General features: G+C 65.9%; 20 protein-coding genes. 7 read left to right on the top strand and 13 right to left on the bottom strand.

From position 1 onward, the window contains the following. Window positions 1-7: 7 nt before the first annotated feature. The 6 genes from FHS94_RS00210 to FHS94_RS00235 form a co-directional block, all read right to left on the bottom strand. A complete protein-coding gene (locus FHS94_RS00210) occupies window positions 8-970 on the bottom strand; it encodes an MlaD family protein (protein WP_184053106.1) in 963 nt (320 codons plus the stop codon). Then, window positions 970-1,878 (bottom strand): ABC transporter ATP-binding protein, encoded by a 909-nt coding sequence (locus FHS94_RS00215; RefSeq protein ID WP_184053109.1) that lies wholly within the window; start codon window positions 1,876-1,878, stop codon window positions 970-972. The genes FHS94_RS00210 and FHS94_RS00215 overlap by 1 nt, the downstream gene beginning before the upstream one ends. Then, entirely contained in the window at window positions 1,878-2,984 is a 1,107-nt protein-coding gene (locus tag FHS94_RS00220; RefSeq protein WP_184053112.1) for an ABC transporter permease, read from the bottom strand. The genes FHS94_RS00215 and FHS94_RS00220 overlap by 1 nt, the downstream gene beginning before the upstream one ends. A gap of 76 nt (window positions 2,985-3,060) precedes the next feature. Beyond that, the gene (locus FHS94_RS00225; protein WP_246348266.1) at window positions 3,061-4,329 is read right to left on the bottom strand and encodes a DUF445 domain-containing protein; all 1,269 of its coding nucleotides are present in this window, start codon (window positions 4,327-4,329) and stop codon (window positions 3,061-3,063) included. Window positions 4,330-4,387: 58 nt separating this feature from the next. Beyond that, window positions 4,388-7,597: an efflux RND transporter permease subunit gene (locus tag FHS94_RS00230; RefSeq protein ID WP_184053115.1), complete on the bottom strand. Its 3,210-nt coding sequence runs from the start codon at window positions 7,595-7,597 to the stop codon at window positions 4,388-4,390. Continuing rightward, window positions 7,594-8,793 (bottom strand): efflux RND transporter periplasmic adaptor subunit, encoded by a 1,200-nt coding sequence (locus tag FHS94_RS00235; protein WP_184053118.1) that lies wholly within the window; start codon window positions 8,791-8,793, stop codon window positions 7,594-7,596. The genes FHS94_RS00230 and FHS94_RS00235 overlap by 4 nt, the downstream gene beginning before the upstream one ends. A 227-nt stretch (window positions 8,794-9,020) precedes the next feature. On the opposite strand from FHS94_RS00235, the gene FHS94_RS00240 reads away from it, so the two are divergent. Then, window positions 9,021-9,746, top strand: coding sequence for an SIMPL domain-containing protein (locus FHS94_RS00240; RefSeq protein WP_425506153.1), 726 nt, complete (start codon window positions 9,021-9,023; stop codon window positions 9,744-9,746). A 62-nt stretch (window positions 9,747-9,808) separates the two neighbouring features. Here the strand turns inward: FHS94_RS00240 and FHS94_RS00245 are convergent, their stop codons facing one another. The 3 genes from FHS94_RS00245 to FHS94_RS00255 form a co-directional block, all read right to left on the bottom strand. Beyond that, a complete protein-coding gene (locus tag FHS94_RS00245; RefSeq protein WP_184053124.1) occupies window positions 9,809-10,066 on the bottom strand; it encodes a GlsB/YeaQ/YmgE family stress response membrane protein in 258 nt (85 codons plus the stop codon). Window positions 10,067-10,158: 92 nt separating this feature from the next. Continuing rightward, window positions 10,159-10,458, bottom strand: a complete 300-nt coding sequence (gene sciP, locus FHS94_RS00250) for a CtrA inhibitor SciP (protein ID WP_184054336.1) — start codon at window positions 10,456-10,458, stop codon at window positions 10,159-10,161. A 101-nt stretch (window positions 10,459-10,559) separates the two neighbouring features. After that, window positions 10,560-10,808 carry a hypothetical protein gene (locus tag FHS94_RS00255; protein WP_184053127.1) on the bottom strand — a complete coding sequence of 83 codons (249 nt, stop codon included), beginning with the start codon at window positions 10,806-10,808 and terminating at the stop codon, window positions 10,560-10,562. A gap of 129 nt (window positions 10,809-10,937) precedes the next feature. Here FHS94_RS00255 and mnmA point away from each other — a divergent pair, with 129 nt between their 5' ends. Then, window positions 10,938-12,062: a tRNA 2-thiouridine(34) synthase MnmA gene (mnmA, locus tag FHS94_RS00260; protein WP_184053130.1), complete on the top strand. Its 1,125-nt coding sequence runs from the start codon at window positions 10,938-10,940 to the stop codon at window positions 12,060-12,062. Between the two features lie 7 nt (window positions 12,063-12,069). Here the strand turns inward: mnmA and FHS94_RS00265 are convergent, their stop codons facing one another. Genes FHS94_RS00265 through pdxH form a run of 3 tightly spaced genes read right to left on the bottom strand, consistent with a single transcriptional unit; the run spans window position 12,070 to window position 14,395 of the window. After that, window positions 12,070-12,867, bottom strand: a complete 798-nt coding sequence (locus FHS94_RS00265; RefSeq protein ID WP_184053133.1) for a PhzF family phenazine biosynthesis protein — start codon at window positions 12,865-12,867, stop codon at window positions 12,070-12,072. Continuing rightward, window positions 12,867-13,820, bottom strand: coding sequence for a cation diffusion facilitator family transporter (locus tag FHS94_RS00270; RefSeq protein ID WP_184053136.1), 954 nt, complete (start codon window positions 13,818-13,820; stop codon window positions 12,867-12,869). The genes FHS94_RS00265 and FHS94_RS00270 overlap by 1 nt, the downstream gene beginning before the upstream one ends. Next, the gene (gene pdxH / locus FHS94_RS00275) at window positions 13,817-14,395 is read right to left on the bottom strand and encodes a pyridoxamine 5'-phosphate oxidase (protein WP_184053139.1); all 579 of its coding nucleotides are present in this window, start codon (window positions 14,393-14,395) and stop codon (window positions 13,817-13,819) included. The genes FHS94_RS00270 and pdxH overlap by 4 nt, the downstream gene beginning before the upstream one ends. Before the next feature lie 117 nt (window positions 14,396-14,512). Here pdxH and ku point away from each other — a divergent pair, with 117 nt between their 5' ends. From ku to FHS94_RS00295, 4 genes are all read left to right on the top strand, one after another. Next, a complete protein-coding gene (gene ku, locus FHS94_RS00280) occupies window positions 14,513-15,424 on the top strand; it encodes a non-homologous end joining protein Ku (RefSeq protein ID WP_184053142.1) in 912 nt (303 codons plus the stop codon). 92 nt (window positions 15,425-15,516) lie between these two features. Next, window positions 15,517-17,985, top strand: coding sequence for a DNA ligase D (gene ligD, locus FHS94_RS00285; protein WP_184053145.1), 2,469 nt, complete (start codon window positions 15,517-15,519; stop codon window positions 17,983-17,985). Between the two features lie 100 nt (window positions 17,986-18,085). After that, a complete protein-coding gene (locus FHS94_RS00290) occupies window positions 18,086-20,563 on the top strand; it encodes a circularly permuted type 2 ATP-grasp protein (RefSeq protein WP_184053148.1) in 2,478 nt (825 codons plus the stop codon). A gap of 8 nt (window positions 20,564-20,571) precedes the next feature. Then, window positions 20,572-21,480, top strand: a complete 909-nt coding sequence (locus tag FHS94_RS00295; RefSeq protein WP_184053151.1) for a transglutaminase family protein — start codon at window positions 20,572-20,574, stop codon at window positions 21,478-21,480. Window positions 21,481-21,487: 7 nt separating this feature from the next. Here FHS94_RS00295 and FHS94_RS00300 read toward each other — a convergent pair whose 3' ends face one another. Then, window positions 21,488-21,742, bottom strand: a complete 255-nt coding sequence (locus FHS94_RS00300) for a hypothetical protein (protein WP_184053154.1) — start codon at window positions 21,740-21,742, stop codon at window positions 21,488-21,490. Window positions 21,743-21,839: 97 nt separating this feature from the next. Here FHS94_RS00300 and FHS94_RS00305 point away from each other — a divergent pair, with 97 nt between their 5' ends. Next, the gene (locus tag FHS94_RS00305) at window positions 21,840-22,784 is read left to right on the top strand and encodes a DnaJ C-terminal domain-containing protein (protein ID WP_184053156.1); all 945 of its coding nucleotides are present in this window, start codon (window positions 21,840-21,842) and stop codon (window positions 22,782-22,784) included. Window position 22,785: the final 1 nt, after the last annotated feature.

The raw sequence follows: 22,785 nt of genomic DNA on the forward strand, positions 1-22,785 counted from the left end.
CTCATGCTCACTTACCCTTGTAGTCCGGCAGCTTCGGGCTTCCGATCAGCGAGCTGGCACCACCCTGATCGACCTTTTCCGCCACGGACGACAGCGCGGCCGCGGTCTGGCGCAGATCGTGGACCAGCCGGTTCGCCTCTGGAACCGTCTGCTTGGAGAAGGTTTGCAAGCCTGGTCGCGCATCGCCGATGGCGCCGTTCAACGTGTCGGACGCCTGCTGCGCGGACGCAATCGCCTTGTTCAGGTTCTGCATCGCCGGGCGCACGTCTTCCGCCAACAAGCCGTTGGTCGTGTTGGCGAGCGCCCCCACCTGCTGTGCGGCATCGCCAGCCTGCTGGATCGCGATCCGCGTCTGCGCCAGCGTCGCCGCGATCTCCGGCGCGCGATCTGCGAAGGCGGATGTCAGCCGGTTTGTGTTCTGCAGGATCCCGGCGATCGAGGCTTGGTTACGGTCGGTCAGCAGCCCCGTCAGCCTCTCCGTCAGGGTCGACAGCCGCTCCAGCAGCTGCGGCGCGGAATTGAGGATGGCCCCGATGCCGCCCGCCCGCGGCGGGATCACCGGGACGCCATAAGGACAGGTCTGGGTCAGACGTGATTCATCGCATCCGATCGGCGGCGCACCACGCTTGGCGCCGTCCAGCGACACGGTGCTGGGACCGGTAAAGCTGCCCTGGATGGTTGCCATCGTGCCCTGCAGGATGGGCGTGTCCTCGTTCACGCTGATGCGGACGCGGACGAATTGCGGGTCGTTCTTCCACAGGCCAATCGCCTTTACCTGGCCCGCCGGCACACCCGAATAGGTGACGGTCGATCCCTTGGCGAGGCCGTCTACCGCCTGCTGGAAGAAGATGTCGTATTCGCGTTCGGTCGCATTGCCGAGCCGCGCGAGCCACACGGTGAAGATCGCGAGCACCGCGAGAAGGATCAGCACGACGGCGCCGACCAGGACGTGATTCGATCGGGTTTCCATCAGCTGGTCCTTGCTGCGTGTTCGGGCATCTGCGCGGCCGGATCACCGGCGCGCTGCCGCGTAGTGAGCTCCGTCGGGTTCTGTTCCTCCCGCGAGGCGGCGCCCGTGTCGTTCTCACCCTGTAAGGCGTCGCGCGCATTTTCGGCGGCGCGGCCGCGGGGCCCCTTGAAATACTCCTGGATCCAGGGGTGATCGAGCGCCAGCAACTCGTCGATCGTGCCGACCGCGATCACTTTCTTGTCCGCCAGCACAGCGATCCGGTCACAGATCGCATACAATGTGTCGAGGTCATGGGTAATCAGGAACACCGTCAGCCCCAGCGTCTTCTGGAGCGACTTTGTAAGCCCGTCGAAGGCCGCAGCGCCGATCGGGTCGAGCCCAGCGGTAGGCTCATCAAGGAATAACAGTTCCGGGTCCAGCGCCAGCGCGCGGGCAAGGCCAGCCCGCTTCTTCATACCCCCGGACAGCTCAGCGGGATATTTGGGGCCAGCTTCCGCGGCAAGGCCGGTCATCACGACCTTGTAGGATGCGATCTCGGACAGAAGTGTAGGGTCCAGGTCGCGGTAGAATTCGCGAAGCGGCACCTCGACGTTTTCCGCGACGGTCAACGTCGAAAACAAGGCGCCGCCCTGGAACAGCACGCCCCATCTTTTGCGGATCTCGACCGCTTCGGTCTCTTCACGACCGATCGTGGGCTCGCCGAATACGGTGATGTCGCCGGCGTCTGGGGTCTGAAGGCCGATGATGGAGCGCATCAACACCGACTTACCCGTGCCCGATCCACCGACCACGCCCAGGATCTCACCGCGACGGACGTCCAGATCGAGCCCGTCATGGATCACCTGGTCGCCAAAGCTGTTGCGAAGGCCACGGACTTGAACGATCGGATCGGCTTGAGAATCGGCCATCAGAGCCACCCGATCCGTTCAAAGAAGATGGCGAAAAAGGCGTCGATCACGATCACCAGGAAGATTGCCTGCACCACGGCGGAAGTCGTACGGGTACCGACCTGTTCGGCGTCGCTTTCGACCTGCATGCCCTGAAAGCAGCCCGCGATGGCGATGATCGCACCGAACACCGGCGCCTTGATCAAACCGACATACAGGTCGGTGATCGGCACTACCTCCCGCAGCCGCGCCACATAGGTGACGGGCGGAATGTCGAGCTGTAACCAACACAGCAGCCCGCCTCCGATGATCGAGATGAGCGATGCGTAAAAGCCCAGAAGCGGCATCAGCAGCACGGCGGCGATGGTACGCGGCAGCACCAGCGCCTCCATCGGCGACACGCCGATGGTGCGCATCGCGTCGATTTCCTCGGTCAGCTTCATGGTGCCAAGCTGCGCGGCGAAGGCAGAGCCGGAACGTCCGGCGACCATGATCGCGGTCATCAGCACGCCAAGTTCGCGCAAGGTGATCCGACCAACCAGGTTGATAGTGAAAGCCTCCGCGCCGAACTGACGAAGCTGCACCGCCCCCTGCTGCGCGATGACGATGCCAATCAGGAAACTCATCAGGCCGATGATGCCCAGCGCTGATACGCCGACCACCTCGAACCGTTGAACCACCGCGTTGAAGCGGAACCGCTGCGGATGGCGCATCACGGCGAACAGGGCGATGATCGTCGCGCCCAGGAAACCTAGCAGGCCATGCAGCGTCCGGATCGAGATCACGATCGCGTCGCCAATCTCGCCCAGCACCCGACGGAACGGAGCGACATAGGCAGGGCGACGGCTGACCGGCACGTCTGCGGCGACGACTTGGTCCATCAGGTGCTGACCGTCGGCATCCAACCCCTCGATGCGCGCGTCATGGCGCGCGGCGAAGCGATGCACGACCCAGGCGCCGACAGTGTCGATCCGCGTCACGCTGCTGAGGTCGACCACCCCGACATGGCCTGACACCGCCTCAAGCCGCTCCGGCAGGGTTCCGAGGCTGGCAAGCGACAGGTTGCCGGTGAAGCGTACGACCCCGTCGCCCCCACCCCCTTCGTCGAAATCGGCCATGGGCTTCATCGCCTGCCTCTTTGGGCGAAACCTGAACGAACGGCAAGCCGGTAGCCATTCGCGACCGACCGCTCATAGCGGCCCGTCACAGCAGGGTGTCGACCGCGTGGATGACGAGCCCCACCATGCCGCCCACCAGTGTGCCGTTGACGCGGATATACTGCAGGTCGCGGCCGACCGCATTTTCCAGCCGGCGCGTGATCGTGCGCGTGTCCCAGCCCTTTACAGTTTCCGACACCAGCCGGACGATCACGTCGCCATAGTCTGCAGCCACGCCGACCGTCGCACGGCGGGTGAAGCGGTTGATACTGTTGGCCAAGCGCCGATCGGTCGCCAACGTATCACCGATCTGACGCAGGATGTCGCCCAGCCTGCCCGCCATGGCGGCCTCCGGATCGCGGGCCACCGATAGCAGCACGCCACGCAATTGCTCCCACAAACCTTCCAGCCAGCGACCAACCGCGGGGTTGGCGATCATCTCATCCTTGATCGCCGCTACCTTGGCCTGCGTCTCAGGATCATGCCGCAGGTTCCAGGCGAACCGGTCAAGGGCTTCCTCCGCGCGGAGCAGCATCGGGTGTTCGGGGTTGTCGGCCATGTCGGCCAGCATGTTCTGCAGGCCGCTGATCAGCTTGTTGGCGACCGTTTCGTCCAGCCCCGTCCAGCGCAGAATGGAGCCGGCACGCTCGCTCACCATCTGCCGGATCAGATGATCATTCGCGGCCAGCGCCCGCGCGGCCCAGCGGATCACAGCCTCCAGCAAGGGCTTGTGACGGTTCTCGCGCATGGCAGCCACCAGGAGGCGCCCGGCAAGCGGTCCAACTTCAACCTGACGCAGCCGTTCGCCAGCCATGGTCCGGATCATGCCGCCCAGGCGCGCCGGATCCAGCGACTCGAGCACCTGCGCGACCAGCTTGGATGCGCCCGCGCGAAAGCGGCCTCCTGCCCCTTCGGGGGGATCGGTCAACCAGCGGGCCGCCGCACCGGCAACATCCAGCCGGCGCATCCGCCTGGCGATGACGCCCGTGACCAAGAAGTTCGCGCGCAGGAACGACGCGAGCTGGTCACCAATCCGGTCCTTGTTGCGCGGCACGATCGCGGTGTGCGGGATGGGCAGGCCAAGGGGATGGCGGAACAGGGCCGTCACGGCAAACCAGTCGGCGAGCCCGCCCACCATTGCCGCTTCGGCAAAGGCGCGGACATAGCCCCAGGCCGGATGCACCCCCACCAGGGTGCGGCTGACCAGGAACAACGCCGCCATGACGACCAGCAACCCGGTCGCGACCAGGCGCATCCTGACCAGGCCCGCGGGGGTCGCCTCCTCGGCCAGCGACGCGCGGGATACAGTCCTCATGCCCGAACAATCCCCGACACGGGGGATTGTTCAAGCAATGGTCGCGCCGGGGCGATCGTTATTCGGCCGCGGGCAGGCTGGCCGGACCCCGATGGTGTCCGATCGGCGTCGGCGCGGGATGGCCGTCGATCACCGGGCCCAGCTCGTCGCCGGGGCGATAGGTAAGCAAACGCCGCCCAAGCTTGCGCCCGATCGTCTGCTCGACGCCCAGCGCCAGGCTGAAGCTCGACGGCACGATCAGCAGCGTCAGCACGGTGGACAGGATCAGCCCGCCCATCACCGTCACGCTCATCGGCGCGCGGAAGGAGCTGTCGCCGGTTAGCGACAGGGCGGTCGGGATCATGCCCGCGACCATAGCGACCGTGGTCATCACGATCGGCTGCGCGCGCTTGTGGCCCGCGTCCAGGATCGCATCCATCCGACGCACGCCCTTGCTCATTTCCTCCAGCGCGAAGTCGACCAGCAGGATCGAGTTCTTCGCGACGATGCCGAGCAGCATCAGCAGGCCGATATAAACGGGCAGCGACACGGCCATCCCGGCGACCTTGAGCGCGATGCACGCCCCCAACGGCGCCAGGAACAGCGAGCCAAGGTTGACGAACGGCGGCAGGAAGCGGCGATACAGGAGCACCAGCACCGCAAAGAGCAGGAAGAAGCCTGCACACACGGCGATGATGATGTTGGTGATCAGCTCCTGCTGCCCCTTGGCCTCGCCCGTGGACAGGCGGGTGATGCCGACCGGCAGGTTCTTGATGGCCGGCAGTTGGTCCACCAGCTTCATCGCGTCACCCTGCTGCACGCCAGGCGCTAGGTCGGCGCTGATCGTCAGCTGACGCTGCTGCGCAATGCGGTCGATCTGCGTCGCGCCCGCACCGAAGCCGATATCGGCCACCACCTTGAGCGGCACCGAACCGCCGCTCTGGGTCGGCACGGCCAGGTTCTCGATGTTCGCCAGCCGCTCACGCGAGCTGCGGGCAAAGGTCACGCGGATCGGGATCTGGCGATCCGACAAGGAGAAGCGTGCCGAGTTTTGGTCGATGTCGCCGATGGTGGCGACCCGGATCGCGTTTGACAGCGCCGACGTAGTGATGCCGAGGTCGGCAGCCAGGTCCAGCCGTGGCTTGATCACGATCTCCGGCCGCTGCAGCCCGCCTTCGGTACGGGGCGCCTGCAGCACCTTGATGCCGCCCATCTGCTCGACAATGGCGTCGCCTGCCGCCTGCAGCTTGACGGGATCATCGCCCCCCAGCGTCAGCGTCAGCCCGCGGGTCGGGCCGCCCCAGCCACCATAGTTCTGGAACGCCACCCGCGCGTCGGGGATCGCCGACAGCTGCGGGGTCAGCGAGCGCTCGAACTCCTTGCTGGTCACCTTGCGATCTTCGCGCAGCTGCGCGGTGACGCGGCCGTTGCCGACAAAGGCACGCTGATAGACCGAATCGACGATCTGCTTCTGGGCGGACAGGATGGTGGCCACCCGGTTCACGACCGCTTCCGTCTGTTCCAGCGTGGATCCCGGCGGCATGTCGATCGAGACCGACGACCGGTCGCTGTCACGTTCGGGCTGGAACTGCTGTGGCAGCGTCGCGAAAATCGCAACGGTCAGCACCAGGGCAAGCGCGGCGATCCCCATCACCCAGACGCGATGGTCCAGCAATCGGGCGAACGCACGCCCGATCCGTCCCCGCGCCCGCTCACGCGCGCGACGCATACGGGTCAGGTCCACCGTCCAGCGCAGCGCGCGCATATAGGCCCGCATGACTAACCCGTCCGGGACCTCGCGGTGACCTTCGTCCTTCAGGAAATAGGCCGCGATCATGGGCGTGATCAGGCGCGCGACGGCAAGGCTCATCAGCACTGCCGCAACCACCGTCAGGCCGAAATTCTTGAAGAACTGCCCCGAAATGCCCGGCATCACGGAAACCGGCAGGAACACCGCGACGATCGACATGGTGGTCGCCAGCACCGCGAGGCCGATCTCGTCAGCGGCGTCAATGGACGCCTGATAAGCGTTCTTGCCCATTCGCATGTGGCGGACGATATTTTCGATCTCCACGATCGCGTCATCGACCAGCACACCGGCGACCAGGCTCAGTGCCAACAGGGTCATGCCGTTCAGGCTGAACCCCATCATGTCCATAAAAAAGAAGGTCGGCACCGCCGACAACGGGATGGCAAGCGCCGAGATCGCCGTTGCGCGCCAATCGCGCAGGAACAGGAACACGACCACGACGGCCAGCACCGCGCCTTCGATCATGGCGTCGATCGCGCCATGATATTCCTGCTCGGTATCATTGACACTGGTCGACAGCAGGTGGAACTTCACCTTGGGATTGCGCTGCTCCAGCGCTTTCAGCTTCTTTTCCGCCTCACGGAACACCGTCACGTCGGACGCGCCCTTGGAACGCTTGAAATCGAACGACACGACCTGCTGCCCATTCACCGCGGCGCGGCTGGTCTGATCCGCATAGGCGTCGCGCACGTCGGCGATGTCAGACAGGCGCACGGTGCGGCCGTTCCCGATGCTGATCAGCGACTGGCCAAGCGCAAAGGCGTCGGCGGCGTTGCCGAGCACACGCACCGACTGCTCGGAACCCGCGATCTGGGCTTTGCCGCCCGTCGCGTTCAGGTTCACCGCGCGCAACTGCTGGTTCACCGCGGGCGCTGTCAGGCCATAGGATTGCAGCTTCACCGGATCGAGAATGACGCGAATTTCCCGCGACACGCCGCCGTTGCGGCTGACTCCGCCCAGGCCCGGGATCGACAGCAGCTCCTTGGTCACGGTGTCGTCGATGTACCAGCTCAGCTGCTCGACCGTCATGTCGCTGGTGATCGCGGAGAAATTCGCGATGTCGTTGTCGGACGTGTCGACCCGGCCGATCTGCGGCTCCAGTATGCCGTCGGGCAGGTCGGAGCGGATCTGGGTGATGGCGCTGCGAAGATCCTCCGCCGCGCGATCGATGTTGGCGCCGATCTTCAGCTGCAGAACGGTCTGCGAGCTACCCTCTTGCACCGTGGAGCGAAGCTCGTCGACGCCCTGAACGTTGCGGGCGGCAGCTTCGACCCGCTTGGTAACCTGCGTTTCCAGCTCGCTCGGCGCGGCGCCCGGTTGGCTGATCGCGACATAGGCGATCGGGATGTCGATGTCCGGGTTCTGGTTGACGTCCATCCGCATAAAGCTGACGATTCCCGCCAGCGTCAGCGCGATAAACATCACGATAGGCGGCACCGGATTCCGGATCGCCCAGGCGGAGATGTTGCGAAAGCTCATGTGCGGTTGCCGTTCGCCTGGAGCACGGGCTTGACCTGCTGCCCGGGGTTAAGGAACGCACCCGCCGCGAGCACGACCTTTTCCGTCCCGCTCAGGCCCTGGGCGATCGACACGCCGGTATCGTTGACGGTGCCGATCTTCACCGGACGGCGCTGCACGCGGTTATCCGCCCCGACGACATAGACGTAGTTACCCGTCCGATCGCTTTGTACGGCCGATTCGGGCAGCAGGGGCACAGTCGCCGCGCCGCTGACCACCGTGGCCGTCGCAAAGCCGCCGGGTCGCAGCGCCGGGTCATAGCGCAACTGGATGCGTGCGATGCCCTGCCGGCTTTGCGGATCGATAACGGGCGACACCTGCCATACCGTGCCGGCGAACTGCCTGTTGCTGCCCACCGGAACGACGCTGGCGCGGGCGCCGGGGCGCAGGCCGGCCAGGTCGGACTCGGCCATCAGAGCTCGCATTTCCATCTCACCGCCCATTGCCATGCGGAACAGCACGCCCGAGCCGGAGGATACGATCTGCCCGGGCTCTACCTGCCGGGTAAGCACCAGCCCGGCGGCGGGCGCGCGTATGTCGAGCCGTCCGTTACGCGCCCGCGCCTCGGCAAAGGTGGCCTGTGCGACGTTCACACGCGCCGCCGCTGCATCGCGGGTGGCAGCCTTGCGCTGCAGGTCGGCCTTGGAGATGAAGCCGCGGTCAACCAGCTGCTGCGCGCGATCGAGCTCGGATTGCGCGATGGACAGGTCGGAACGCGCAACGTTGATCTGTGCTGCCAGGCTGTTGGCAGTCTGAACCTGGACGGACCGGTCCACCAAGGCCAGGACCTGGCCCGCGCGCACCCACTGTCCGGGCTCCACCAATACCTGGCGGACTAGCCCGCCCTCACCCGCGACGCCGACCGGCATCTCGCGCTTTGCTGCCAAGGAACCGGTGGCGGAGATCTGGCGATCCACCACCTGACGGCCCGGGACCGTGACCGTGACGCTTGGCAACTGGGCCACCACGCCCGCCCCCGCCGGCGCCGCGGCCTTTTTATGGCCGAGCATCCACCACGCGCCCAGCAAGGCCAGCAACGCAAGCGCGCCGCCGATCAGCCAACGCCGACGCGTGCGGGCGCGATCGGCCCCTTCGTCGCCATAGCCGGGCAACGCTAGCCGCTCCTCGCCGCTGACCTGTCCCGACTCGTAGTTCATCCGCCCCACCCATTGTCGCTGCCGCTCAGGCACGCTGCCGCGCTGTATTACGAGAATAAGGCACCGGGCTCAAGCCCCGTCGAGAGCCCAAGTGCCAGGCTCGTCACAGCCCAAGGCCGCAGGCATGGAGCGTCCCGCGCGCAGGTGCAAGCGCGACGTTCAGCCGGTGTTGTAACAGGTCCGGCCATCGCAGGACGTGAAGTAAACAGGAGAACATCATGCGGAAAATGACGTGGCAGATCGCGGCGCTTGCATTGGCGGGGGCAAGCGCAGCGAGCGCCGGCGCGCAGGTGGCGCCTGCGGTGGAACCAATGGTGCCGGCATCGGGAACGGTTCTGGACGTCACGGCGCAGGGCCTGTCGACGCGTGTGCCCGACGTGGCAACGATCCGCGCCGGCGTCGTGACCCAGGGAACAACAGCCGCAACTGCCCTCAGCGACAACGCAGCCCGCATGGGCCGCGTGCTGCAGGCGTTGCGGCGCGCGGGCGTGGCGGCGCGCGACATCAGCACCAGCAGCGTCACTCTCCAGCCGCAATATCGCTATGGTGAGAACCAGCCCCCGGTGATCACCGGTTATCAGGCAACCAACAGCGTGGCGGTACGCTTTCGCGACATAGCCCGCGCAGGAACGATCCTGGACGCGCTGGTTGCGGAAGGAGCCAACCAGATCGACGGCCCGGCGCTGGCCATCGACGACCCCGACGCGGCATTGAACGAGGCCCGGGCCGACGCGGTCAAGCGCGCCCGCACCCGCGCGGACCTGTACGCCCGTGCAGCAGGCCTCAACGTCGTGCGGGTCGTCTCGATCGCGGAAGCCGGGCAGGACACCGGCGAACCGGGCCAGCCACCGATGGTCCAGATGCGCATGGCGGCAGCCGCTCCGCGGACGGAGATCGTCGCCGGGGAAAAGCAGGTGAGCGCCACCTTGTCGGTCCGCTTTCTGCTTCGCTGATGCAAAAAGGGGCCGCCGCGTTGCCCGCGGCGGCCCCCTTGCTTACGTCCGACGAAGTGCGCTTAGCGCACGCTGCCGCGACGAACGAGGTTCACGATCGCAAGCAGGATGATCGCGCCGAGCAACGACACCAGGAAGGACTGGATGGTCAGCCCGCTGCTGTTGATCGACCCGCCATTGATGATCAGGCCGCCCAGGAAGGCGCCCACGATGCCCACGATGATGTTGAGGAAGATGCCCTGCTGGGCGTCGGTCCGCATGATGATGCTCGCCAGCCAGCCGATGACGCCGCCAACGACTAGCCAAAGGATGATACCCATTACTCGTTCCCTCCGTTGCCGCCCCTTGGTGGGCCGTGCCGGAAGAACCGAAAGCGCCCCGACTAGTTCCGCCTCCGTATCGATAACATTGATCAATACTTTTGCTGGCGCTCATATAGGGTGCGATAATGTTGGATGCGGGTCACCCGCAGCCCCGGCATCCCCGAACGGTCAATGGCACGCTGCCAGCCGGCAAATTCCTCCACGGTCAGGCGGTAGCGTTCGCAAACCTCGTCGACCGAGAGCAGCCCGCCGTTCACGGCTGCCACCACTTCCGCCTTTCGGCGAACCACCCAGCGCGTCGTGTCGGGCGGCGGCAGCGTGTCCAGCGTCAGCTGTTCACCCAGCGGCCCGATCACCTTGGCAGGACGGATCTTCTGGTTCTCGATCATGGTTTCTTGCCTCTTGGGGGCCGAGGCCCCGTCATTCCCTGTTCCTGACCGGTACCCCGGCCCATTGAAGATCGCCTGAAGCGGGTCGGTAAACGCCGCCTTCATGGCTCGTCCCACAGCACGATCAGCGCTGCGAGCGCCCCGTTGAATGCGCCGTCGGCCGGCGCGAACAGATCGGGTTCGGGCTGAACGACCGCAGCCGCCGCAACGTCGCTATCCACCCTTGCTTGCGCCACCGCGGTCGGGCTTGCCGCCTGACGCGCCGCGACCCCCACCATCAGCACGGCGAGGTCGCCGGGCAGCAGTGTCACCTCACGGTGGCGGTCATAACGGGCAAAGCTCAGGTCCAAGCGGCGCTGCTTTCATGCATTCCAACGGGACCGACGCTGTACGCAGGTCGTCGTGAAGGGGGCGTAAAGCCGCCGGCAAGAAAGCGTGAACCTTCCCTAACGCGAACGCCGGCCCTATCTGCGTCCGGCATGGATTCCCTCCCCGCCGACATCCCCGACCCATGGTCGCTTGGCGCCGATCCGTCCGCGCGCCGCATCGTCGTTGCCATGTCCGGCGGCGTCGATAGCTCCGTCGTTGCGGCCCTTGCGCAGCGCACCGGCGCCGAGGTGGTGGGTGTCACGCTCCAGCTTTACGACCATGGCGAGGCAACCGCCCGTCCAGGCGCCTGCTGCGCCGGACGTGATATTCGCGACGCGCGGGCCGTGTGCGACCGGCTCGGTATCGCGCATTATGTTTTCGATTATGAAAGCAATTTTCGCGCGGCCGTGGTGGACCGGTTTGCCGACGATTATCTCGCTGGCCGGACCCCCATCCCGTGCGTCCAGTGCAACACCGGGCCGAAATTTACCGACCTGCTACAGTTCGCCCGTGATCTTGGCGCCGACTGCCTCGCCACCGGCCATTATGTCCGCCGGGTTGGGGGAATGGCAGGGGCGGAGTTGTACCGCGGCGCCGATCCCGCGCGCGACCAGAGCTATTTCCTGTTCGCGACCACCCAGGCGCAGCTCGACTATTTGCGCTTTCCCCTGGGCGGCCTGCCCAAGGCGCGGGTGCGCGAGCTCGCGGCGGAGATGGGACTTGGGGTCGCGGCCAAGCCCGACAGCCAGGATATCTGCTTCGTCCCCGACGGGGATTATGCCGGGCTGGTGCGGAAGCTTCGTCCCGACACGGACACCGCTGGCGAGATCGTGGACCTGTCTGGTCGTGCCCTCGGCCGCCATCGCGGGCTGATCCACTTCACCGTCGGTCAGCGCCGCGGGCTCGAGATCGGCGGGCAGGATGAGCCGCTTTATGTCGTGCGGCTGGAAGCGGAAAGCCGGCGCGTGGTCGTGGGGCCCCGCCGCGCGCTCGCCGTGGATGCGGCGCAATTGTCAGGTCTTAATTGGATCGGTGGCAACCACCACGGCCCTCTCACCGCCAAGGTCCGCTCGATGGCGAAGCCGGTTCCAGCGCAGTTGATTGGCGACCGTCTGGTGTTCGACCAGCCCGAATATGGCGTCGCGCCGGGCCAAGCAGCCGTGCTTTACGCGGGCGAGCGGGTGCTGGGCGGCGGCTGGATCGAGAGAACGGAAGCGGCCGCGCTAGCCGCCTGACCAGCGATCAGGGCAGCAGGAACGTGCCCTCGATCACCGTGACGCAACTGCCCGTCAGGATCACCCGGTCTTCCTCCAGCGTGCAGCCGAGCCGCCCGCCCCGGGCGCTCGCCTGATACGCCGTCATGCGATCACGCCCTAGCTTTTCCGCGAAGTAGGGCACCATCACCGCATGAGCGGAGCCGGTCACGGGGTCTTCATCGATCCCGAATGCCGGGACGAAGACGCGGCTGACGATGTCCGTCTCGGCACCCCGGGCGGCGACGATGACGACTAGGTCGCCCTCCTCCGCCATGGCCCGCAGGTCAGGGTCGCAATCGCGAACGCTATTCTCGTCATCCACGACCACCAAAGCATAGCCGGTGTCGACCCATTGCGTGTCGAGCACGCCTTCGACGCGCAGAGCCGAAACCAAGCCGGGCAACGGGCGGGGGGTAGGCACCCAGGCGGGCAAGCTCATCCGATAGATCGAGTCCTGGCGCGCTACCTCCAGCATCCCAGACCGGCGGGTGCGAAACCGGACCCTCTCCTGCCCGATGCCCGACGACAGCACGACATGGCCGCTCGCCAACGTCGCATGCCCGCACAAGGCAACCTCGCCGCCCGGCGTGAACCAGCGCAGATCGAAATCGGCCCCGTCATCCTCAGCCGCGACCAGAAAGGCGGTTTCGGACAGGTTGTTCTCCTGCGCGATCCGCTGAAGCGTCTCATCGTCCAGCCAGCGGGACAAGGGCATCACGGCGGCGGGATTGCCTGCAAAGGGCTGGTCGGCGAAGGCATCGACCTGGGTAAACGGAATGCGCATCAGGCGCCGACCCGCTTGCCGAACCAGTGAGGCGTCACGTCTGTCTCCACGAGCGGATTGTCCGTATCGACGTGCCCTTCGGGATCGAGGTGGATCAGCACCTCAACCTTGGGAAAGGCGCGTTTCAGGCTCTGCTCGACGCCCTCCACCAGGTCATGCGCGCGGGCAACGGTCAGCGATGCGTCCACCTCCATGTGGAACTGCGCGAAATCGTGGCTGCCCGAGCGACGGGTGCGGAAATCGTGAATGCCGCGCAGGCCCGGTTGTCGAGCGGCGACGTCGAGGAAGCGCTGACGCTGATCCTCCGGCCATTCCTTGTCCATCAGCTGGTCGATCGCGTTCGACGACGCCTTGAATGCGCCGTATGCGAGCCACAGCGCGATCGCGATGCCGAAGATCGGATCCGCCTTGCTGAACCCCATATACTGGTCGAGCACCAGTGCCAGGATCACTGATCCATTCAACAGCACGTCCGACTGATAATGGATGTTGTCTGCCAGGATCGCGACCGAACCGGTGCGGCGGATCACGGAGCGCTGGTACCAAAGCAATAAGGCCGTTGCAGCAATCGCGATCACCGATACGCCGATACCGAACTCGGCATCCCTGGTCGGGGCATGATTGCCAAGGGCGGCGATGGCGCGCCACGCGATGCCAACAGACGACGCGGTGATCAACCCGACCTGGAACAGCGCCGCAAGCGCCTCCGCCTTGCCATGACCGAAGCGATGGTCATGGTCGGCGGGCTCACCGGCAAGCTTCACGCCGTACAGGGTTACCAGGCTGGCCAGCAGGTCCAGTCCGGTATCGGCAAGCGAGCCCAGCATCGCCACCGACCCCGTGTGCCAGGCCGCGAAGCCTTTCAGCGCCAACAGAAAGGTCGCGGTCGCCACGCTCGCCAGTGCGGCGCGGATGGCAAAGGGCACAGCCCTGCGGCGTTCGTCCTGGGTCATGGGTAGAGCAAGCCCTCGGTCCAGCCATCACCCGCGCGGGTGAACAGTCGACGCTCATGTAGGCGGTGGGCGCGATCCTGCCAGAACTCGATCCGATCGGGCGTAACGCGATAGCCGCCCCAGAAGGGCGGGCGAGGCACGTCGCGGCCTTCGAACTCCGCCTTTTTCGCCTCGAAACGGGCCTCAAAGGTTTCGCGAGCGTCGAGCGGGCGCGACTGGTCGGACGCCCATGCCCCCAGCTGCGAATCGCGACTGCGGCTCGCGAAATACGCGTCGGACTCTGCCTCGGTGGCGAGTGTTACCTTGCCTTCGACCCGGATCTGGCGCCTGATCGATTTCCAATGGAACAGCAACGCGGCGGCAGGATTGGCGTGCAGGTCCGCAGCCTTGCGCCCTTCGCGGTTCGTGTAGAACACGAAGCCGTCGGGCCCATGCCCTTTCAGCAGTACCATGCGGACCGACGGGCGAGCGTCGGCATCGGCGGTGGCAAGCGCCATCGCGTTGGGATCGTTCGGTTCTGACTGCCTCGCTTCGGCGAACCAGGCGTCGAACAAGGCAAAAGGATCATCGGCCATGTTGCTCGGCCCATATCCCAACCACCACCGAATCCCAAACCGGCGGTGTTGAACAAAAGGGAATCGGAACGAGTCCGTCGCCCAAGGATTGAATCGCCCTCGCAACGAGGTGCTCACATGCCCGCCAGAGCCTATTGGCAAGGTCAGATCCGGCTCGCGCTGGTGTCGATCCCGGTTGAAATCTATTCCGCGACCAAATCGGGCGCGCAGATCAGCTTCAAGCAGATCCATGAGCCCAGCGGCCAGCCGATCCATTACGAAAAGATCGTCAACGGAATCGGCCCGATCGACACGGCCGAGATCATGAAGGGCTATGAAGTCTCAAAGGGCGAGTACGTCCTGCTCGAACAGGAGGAGATCGACGCGGTCAAGCTCGAGTCCAAGAAGACGCTTGAGCTGACCCAGTTCGTGGACGCGTCCGAGATCGACGTCCTGTATTACGAAAAGCCGTATTTCGTGGTTCCGGCCGACGACCTTGCAGAAGAAGCGTTCATTGTTCTGCGCGAGGCGCTTCGGCGAACAAAGAAGGTGGGACTGGGCCAGCTCGCAATGCGCGGGCGCGAATATGTCGTCAGTCTGAAGCCATGCGGACGCGGCATGGTGCTCGAAACGCTGCGCTATGCGGACGAGGTGCACAAGGCGCAGGGCTATTTCCGCGAGATCCCGGACGAGAAGCCTGACAACGACCTGCTCGATCTGGCCGAGGCGCTGATCGAGAAGAAGTCAGGGCCGTTCGAGCCGCAGGAGTTTCACGACCGCTATGTGGATGCCCTTCGCGAGCTGATCGAGCGCAAGCGCGAAACCGGCGGCAAGAAGATCATCGAGGACAAGGGCGACGAGGCATCGTCCCGCGGCTCCAACGTCGTCGACCTGATGGCCGCGCTCAAGAAGTCGATGGAAAGCGGGGCCAAGGCCGCCAACGACGAGAAACCTGCCCCGGCCAAGAAGCCGGCGGCGAAGAAGGCCGCCGCGAAACCAGCTCCGAAGGACGCGGCCGAGAAGAAGCCGGCGGCGAGGAAGCGTGCTTAGGAGCGTTGGCGTGCCGATGCGATCGCGCAAGCCAAGAGCCCAGCTCGTAAAGCGGGCCGGTCCGGACTCCGGCGAACACGGCGGGCTCCTGCATGGCTGATCAGGATCCACTCGCCCGCTACAATGCCAAGCGCGACTTCTCCAAGACCGCAGAGCCGCGTGGCGAGTTCGCGCCCGGCAACGGCATCAGCTTCATGGTCCAGAAGCATGACGCGACGCGGCTCCATTGGGATTTCCGGCTGGAGGTCGACGGCGTCTTGAAGAGCTGGGCGGTCACTCGCGGACCCAGCCTCGATCCCGACGAAAAGCGCCTGGCCGTACGGACGGAGGATCACCCGCTCTCCTACGCAACGTTCGAGGGGACAATCCCCAAGGGCGAATATGGCGGCGGCACCGTGATGCTGTGGGACCGCGGCACCTGGGCGCCCGTACCCGGCAAATCCGCCAAGGATCTGGAGAAGGGGCACCTCCATTTCACGCTCAATGGCGAGCGGATGAAGGGTGAATGGCTGCTGATCCGGCTGAAGCCGCGGCGCAAGGAGCGCAACGAGAACTGGCTTTTGCGCAAGATAAACGACGCAGAGGCCGGCGGCACCGATACGCTCACCGAAGAGGCGCTGACCAGCGTCGCCACCGGCCGTACGATGCAGGAAATCGCGGAAAACAAGCCCGCCAAGGCCAAAGGAAAAGCGGCGCCCGCCAAGGCCGCCGCACCGAAAAGGGTAGCGAAAAGCTCTTCCAGGGCCGGCAAGCCACCCGCTTTCAAACCGCTTCAATTGTGTACCCTTGTGGACGCGGTGCCGGCTGGCAACGGCTGGCTGCACGAGATCAAATATGACGGCTATCGTGCGTTGATCGCGGTCGGTGGCGGTTCAGCCAAGGTCTACACCCGCTCCGGCCTCGACTGGACGGACAAGTTTCCCGGCATTGCAGAGGTTGCTGCGGCGTTGCCGGTGAACGATGCACTGATCGACGGTGAAATCGTCGCGTATAAGGACGGTCGTCCCGATTTTTCCACGCTGAAGGACGCAATCTCGAACAACGGCCCGATGACGTTGTTCGCCTTTGACCTGTTGCAGCTCGATGGCGAGGACCTGACGAAGCTGCCGAATGTCGCCCGCAAGGAGCGGCTGCGCCCGTTGGTCAGCGGCGACGATCCCCGGCTGCAATTTGCCGATCACGTCGTGGGCGCGGGCGAAAAGCTGTTCGAGACCATGTGCCGGGAGGGACTGGAGGGCGTGGTCTCCAAGCGGGCCGATGCTCCTTATCGAGGGGATCGCACCTCAGCCTGGCTCAAGGCGAAGTGCATCCAGCGGCAGGAGTTCGTGATCGTCGGCTGGACCGCGTCGGACAATAAACGCGGGTTTCGCTCGTTGCTGCTCGGCGTGCACCGCGACGGGCAACTACAATATGCAGGCAAGGTCGGCACCGGCTTCGGTCATGCGCAGATGGACGAGTTGCTGGACGCGATGGAGCCGCTGGCCCGCGATACGCCCACTGTGGTGGGGCCCAAGAACCTAGGTCGTGCGGCGGTGCGTGGTGCCCGCTGGATCGAGCCCAAGCTGGTGGCGGAGATCGCGTATGCCGAGGTGACGCCTGATGGCGTGCTGCGTCACTCGAGCTTCCTTGGCCTGCGCGGCGACAAGCCTGCAGCGGACGTGGTGGTCGAAACGCCGACACCGCCGCCCGCCGCTCCCGAGATCCACGTCAAGGTGTCGAGCCGCGAGCGCGAGATCTTCCCGGACTCCACCGTCACCAAGGGCGAGCTCGCCGACTATTACGCGCAAGTCGCGCCGATCATGCTGCCCTGGGTCGCGAACCGGCCGATCAGCCTGGTCCGCTGCCCACAAGGCCGCGGCAAGCGCTGCTTTTTCCAGAAGCATGACGCTGGCAGCTTCGGCGAATGGGTGCACCAGGTGCCCGTGACCGAGAAGGACGGATCCAGCGAAGACTATCTCTACGTGACGGACGCCGATGGATTGGTCGCCTGCGTCCAGATGGGCACGATCGAGTTCCATGGCTGGGGATCGACCGTCGACCATCTCGAACAGCCCGACCGGATGGTGTTCGACCTCGACCCCGATGAAGGGCTCGACTTCGCGGTCACGCGCGACGCGGCGGCGCATCTGCGTGACCTGCTCGGCGAAATGGGACTGACCACCTTTCCGCTGCTGTCCGGGGGCAAGGGGGTCCATGTCGTCGTACCCCTGACGCCCCGGGCCGATTGGCCGGCTGTCCGCGATTTCTCGGAGCGCTTCGCCCGTGCCCTGGAGCAGGCCGACCCCGCCCGTTTCGTCGCCAACATGTCAAAAGCTCGGCGAAAGGGACGCATCTTCGTCGATTATCTGCGCAACGGGCGCGGATCGACCGCGATCATGCCTTATGCCGCGCGCGCGCGGGCCGGCGCCCCCGTTGCCGTGCCGGTGTCGTGGACCGAGCTGCGCGACATGACCAGCGCGCACCCTTTCTGTGTGCGGGACGGCGCGGAGCTGTTGAAGCGCGCAAACGGGCGCGGCTTGCAGGGTTGGGGAGTTGCGGATCAGGTGCTGCCGGACCTCTGAGGACCGCGCCTGAAAAGGTCCGATAGCTCATAAACAGGTTGCATCGGCCTGCAGTAAGTGGGCACGCAGGCCCGCGACACTGGCGACGCACAAAGGACTCATGGCGACGCACCCCGCTGCACCCCTGTTCGAGGCCACCGAACAAGCCCGCCGCTGGATGGCCGACTATCGCGCCGGAGCCGGCTGGGGTGACGTGCTGGCATCGGGTGACGACGACGCCTGGTCCGCGATGTTCGAAGAGCTTGGGGCGGTGGCGGGCCGCGACCTGGGCCATGCGCGCGAACGGGTTCGGCGCCATACGGCTGACATCGGCACCGGCTTTCGGCTGGCCGATGAGGCCGAAGAGCGGCCATGGCCACTGTCCCCGGTACCGTTGCTGATCGGGGCAGACGAATGGCGCCATATCGAGCGCGGCGTAATCCAGCGGGCCGATCTGCTCGAGCGAGTAACTGCCGACCTTTATGGCCCGGCTCGACTGGTCGCCGATGGTGATCTGCCCGCCAGTGTTGTCACCGGCAGCCCGCATTTCGTGCGCACGGTGGCCGGGCTGGAGCCGCCGGGCGGACGGCACCTGCACATGGTCGGCATGGACCTGGCGCGGGGACCGGGTGGCGAATGGCGGGTGCTGGCAGATCACCTGCGTGCGCCGGCAGGGGCAGGCTACGCATTGGAGAACCGGCTGGCGATCGGCCGGACGCTCGGTGGGCTAGGCCCGCGCCTCAACGTCCAGCGCCACGCGCCGTTTTTCGCGGCCTTTCGCGACGGGGTCACGGGCCTGTGCCGCCGGGCGGAGCCGCGCATCGGGCTGCTCACCCCCGGTCGCTACAGCCCAAGCTACGCAGAGCAGGCCCATCTCGCCCGCTACCTTGGCTTTCTGCTGGTCGAAGGAGCGGATCTCGCCGCGCTCGACGGGCGGTTGTACATTCGCACGGTTGCCGGGCTGAAGCGCATCGACGCGGTATGGCGGCGTATCGACACAAGCCTGCTCGATCCGCTGGCGTTCGACACTCACTCACAGATCGGCGTGCCGGGGCTGCTCGATGCCTATGCCGCGGGCAATCTGGTCATCTCCAATCCACCGGGCGCCGGCCTGCTGGAAGCGTGCGCCTTTCACGCCTTCTTCCCGCGGCTTGCGAGCCGGTTGTTGGGTGAGGAGCTGTTGCTGCCCAGCATTGCCACCTGGTGGTGCGGAAGTGCGCGTGAGGCGGCGCATGTGACGCAATCGCTCGACGGGTTGATGATCGCACCGGCTTTTGGCGTGGCGCCGCTCGGCCTGCCAGCGGGTGCGCCGGTCGCCGGGGCCGACCTGTCCGGTGACGAGCGAGCGGTGCTGCTAGAAGACATGGCGCGCCGCCCGCAGGATTATGTCGGGCAGGAAGTTGTTCGCCTGTCCACCATGCCAGTCGTGATCGGCGACACCCTGGTACCGCGCCCCTTCACCTTGCGCGTGTTCGCCACCCGCGACGCGCATGGCGACTGGACCGTGATGCCGGGCGGCTTCGCTCGCATCGGTGATGAGCCTGATGCCCGCGCCGCGATCATGGGAGAAGGCACTTGGTCCGCCGATGTCGCGGTGCATGGGGCCGAACCGGTGGCGCCCGTGTCGCTCCTGTCCGGCGCTGACTCGCATCAGGTTCGCCGTAATCCCGGCACCCTACCCAGCCGGGTTGCCGATAATTTCTTCTGGCTTGGCCGCTATCTTGAGCGCGGCGAAGCGCTGCTGGCCGCCATTCGCGTGCTGTTGGGCAATTCGATCGATGCCGATGGGGGCGGTGCGCTGGCGCCCGACACGGTTGGCCGGCTGGTCGGGCTGATCGCGGGCAGCGGCGCCGCTGCTTACCCCGCCTCGCTCGACCGTGCCGCACTGACCGCGTTTGCACGCCTCGCCATGGAGGATGAACACCAACATTCCGTGCGTGTGATCAACGGGATGGCGAGGATCATCGGCGACGGATCGCGCGACCGTTTATCCGCCGACATGATCCGGCTTCTCGATGCGCCTTTTCCCTCCACGCCCGGGCTGCTGGACCGTGCTGGCGCGTTGCAGCGGCGATATGTGGCGATTGCCGGGCTTTCCGCCGAGCATATGGGCCGCACCGATGCATGGCGCTTTCACGACCTTGGCCGGCGCATCGAGCGCGCCACGGCGATTACCCGGGCAGTTCGCCTGTTCGGGATGAAAGGCGCGTCAAGGGATGATCTGTCCACCCTGCTCGACCTTGCCGACAGCCAGATCAGCTATCGCCAGCGCTACCTGACCGGCATCGCGCGGGTGCCTGTCGTGGACTTGGTCGCGCTCGACCCCGGCAATCCCCGCGCCCTTGCCTTTCAGATCGAGCGCGTGGCCGTACATCTCGGCAAGCTTCCCGTACTGGAAGACGATGGCATGGCCGAGCCGCAACAAGCATGCGGGATCGCGTTGCAGGCGGCTATCAATACCGCGACCGCCGCCGGGCTCGATCCCGACACGCTCGGCAGCATCGAACGGCGACTATCGCAGCTGTCCGACGCCATTGCCCGGCGATATTTCCTGCAAGGGGCAGAGCCGCTGCGCGCAGCGGGACTGACACTCGCATGACCGGCGCGATGACCTACGACATTCGCCACGTCACTCGGTTCGACTACGGCGCGCAGGTGAAGTTCGCTCGTTGCAACCTGCGCCTCCGACCGATCGACTGGCCGGGGCAGCGGCTTGACCGGTATGCACTGACGGTGGAACCTGCTGGTCGCACCAGTCCCGCGCGGGCCGAGGCGGGGCTGGCCCATGTCACCCGCCTGATCGTGGATCAGCCGGTGCGCACCCTTACCATCGTCAGCCAGGCACGATTGTTCGTGGATCGCCTGGTGCCGGTTCCATTACCGACAGACCCCACGCTTGGCGAGATCGCCGGGCGCGCGAGGATAAGCGCCGACCTGTCACCCGCCGGGCCGGCGGCCTACCTTTACCCCTCTCCCTTGATCCGCCCAGACCGCGCCATCGCTGACTGGTGCGCCAGCGAACTCGATCCGGATCGGCCGGCGCTGGACGCGGCGATCGCCCTCGCGCGCCGCATACAAGCGGAATTCGAATTCGATGCCGCCGCTACTTTGGTCGACACGCGCCCGGGCGACGCCTTCGCCAAGCGGCGAGGAGTGTGCCAGGACTTTGCGCAAATCATGATCACCGGGCTTCGGGCAGCGGGCCTGCCAGCGGCCTATGCGTCCGGGTACATCCGCACACTGCCCCCGCCCGGCCAACCACGCCTGGTCGGCGCGGATGCGACCCATGCCTGGGTCATACTGTGGTGCGGCCCAACGCTGGGCTGGGTCGGGGTAGATCCCACCAACGGCATCTGGATGGCGGGCGACCATGTACTGGTCGCGATCGGCCGGGATTATGCAGAGATCGCGCCGGTGGACGGCGTGGTCTTGGGCTCGGGTGCCCAACGAATGGACGTCAGCGTCGATGTCGCCCCCGTGAGTGAGGACGCGCCGACCCTGACGCCTGCAATCTGACCGGAGACTATTTGGTCACGGCATTCTCGTTGCCGACGTCCGGATCATCGTCATGGCCGCCCTGGCCGGTTCCCGAGTAGGCGATCTCCGTTTGCCCGCCATGCCCCATGAAGCCGCCTTCGCCGCCGCCCTTCTTGCCCGTGTGCGGGTTGGGATAGGCGCCGCCATTGCTTTCGCCGCCTTCGGTGCGATCCTGCGGATTGGGGTCGCTCTTCTCGGCATAGTTGCCGCCGCTTGCCTGGGTTGGTTGGGTATCGGCCATCGTCATTCTCCTGATACCTGCTGAACGCGCGAGCGATGAATTGCGCTCCGGGCGATCCTGCCCCACATAGTCGGGTAACACACCTGGGGGTTCAACTGTGGCCGATCCGTACCAGACCTTGGGCGTCGCACGCGGCGCGACCGAGGCTGACATCAAGAAGGCGTATCGCAAGCTCGCGAAAGAGCTTCATCCTGATCGCAACAAGGACAATCCAAAGGCAGCCGAGCGCTTCAGCCAGGCCACCTCTGCCTATGACCTGCTGTCCGACAAGGACAAGCGCGCGCGCTTTGACCGGGGTGAGATCGATGCGGACGGCAATCCTGCCGCTCCGTTCGGTTTCGGCAACCGGGCCGGCGCAGGGGCCCGTCCTGGTGCCGGCGGCCCCGGCAGCTTTCGCAGCAGCGGCTTTGAATTCGGCGGCGGCGAAGCAGACATCGGCGACGTTTTCGAAGGATTGTTCGGCGGTCGTGGCGGCGGCGGTGGCGGCTTCGCGGGCGGCTTTGGCCGCCAGCCCCAGCCCAAGGGCGCCAACATCAACTATCGCCTGCCCGTGACCTTCACGGACGCTGCGACACTGGTGCCGCAACGTGTGACGCTGGGCGATGGCAAGTCGATCGAGCTGAAGCTGCCGGCAGGTGTCGAATCGGGCACTCAGATGCGCCTGGCGGGCAAGGGAGAGGCCGGACCCGGCGGCCCGGGCGACGCGCTGGTCACCATCGAGATTCAGCCGCACCGCTTCTTCAATCGTGACGGCGATGATGTCCGCCTGGACCTGCCGATCAGCCTGGCCGAAGCGGTTCTGGGCGGCACGGTGCGTGCCCCGACCGTGGAGCGTCCGGTAAACCTGACCATTCCCAAGGGCACCACCTCTGGCCGAACATTGCGCTTGAAGGGCAAGGGGTTCCACAAGAAGAGCGGCGGGCGCGGCGATCAGCTGGTCACGTTGATGATCGATGTGCCAGCGGACGACGCCCAGCTCACCGCCTTTGTGCAAGGTTGGGCAGGGGCCGCGGGGAACCCCAGGGCTGCCATGGGCGTCTGAA

The organism is Sphingomonas aerophila, assembly GCF_014199305.1.
Taxonomy (GTDB): Bacteria; Pseudomonadota; Alphaproteobacteria; order Sphingomonadales; family Sphingomonadaceae; genus Sphingomonas; species Sphingomonas aerophila.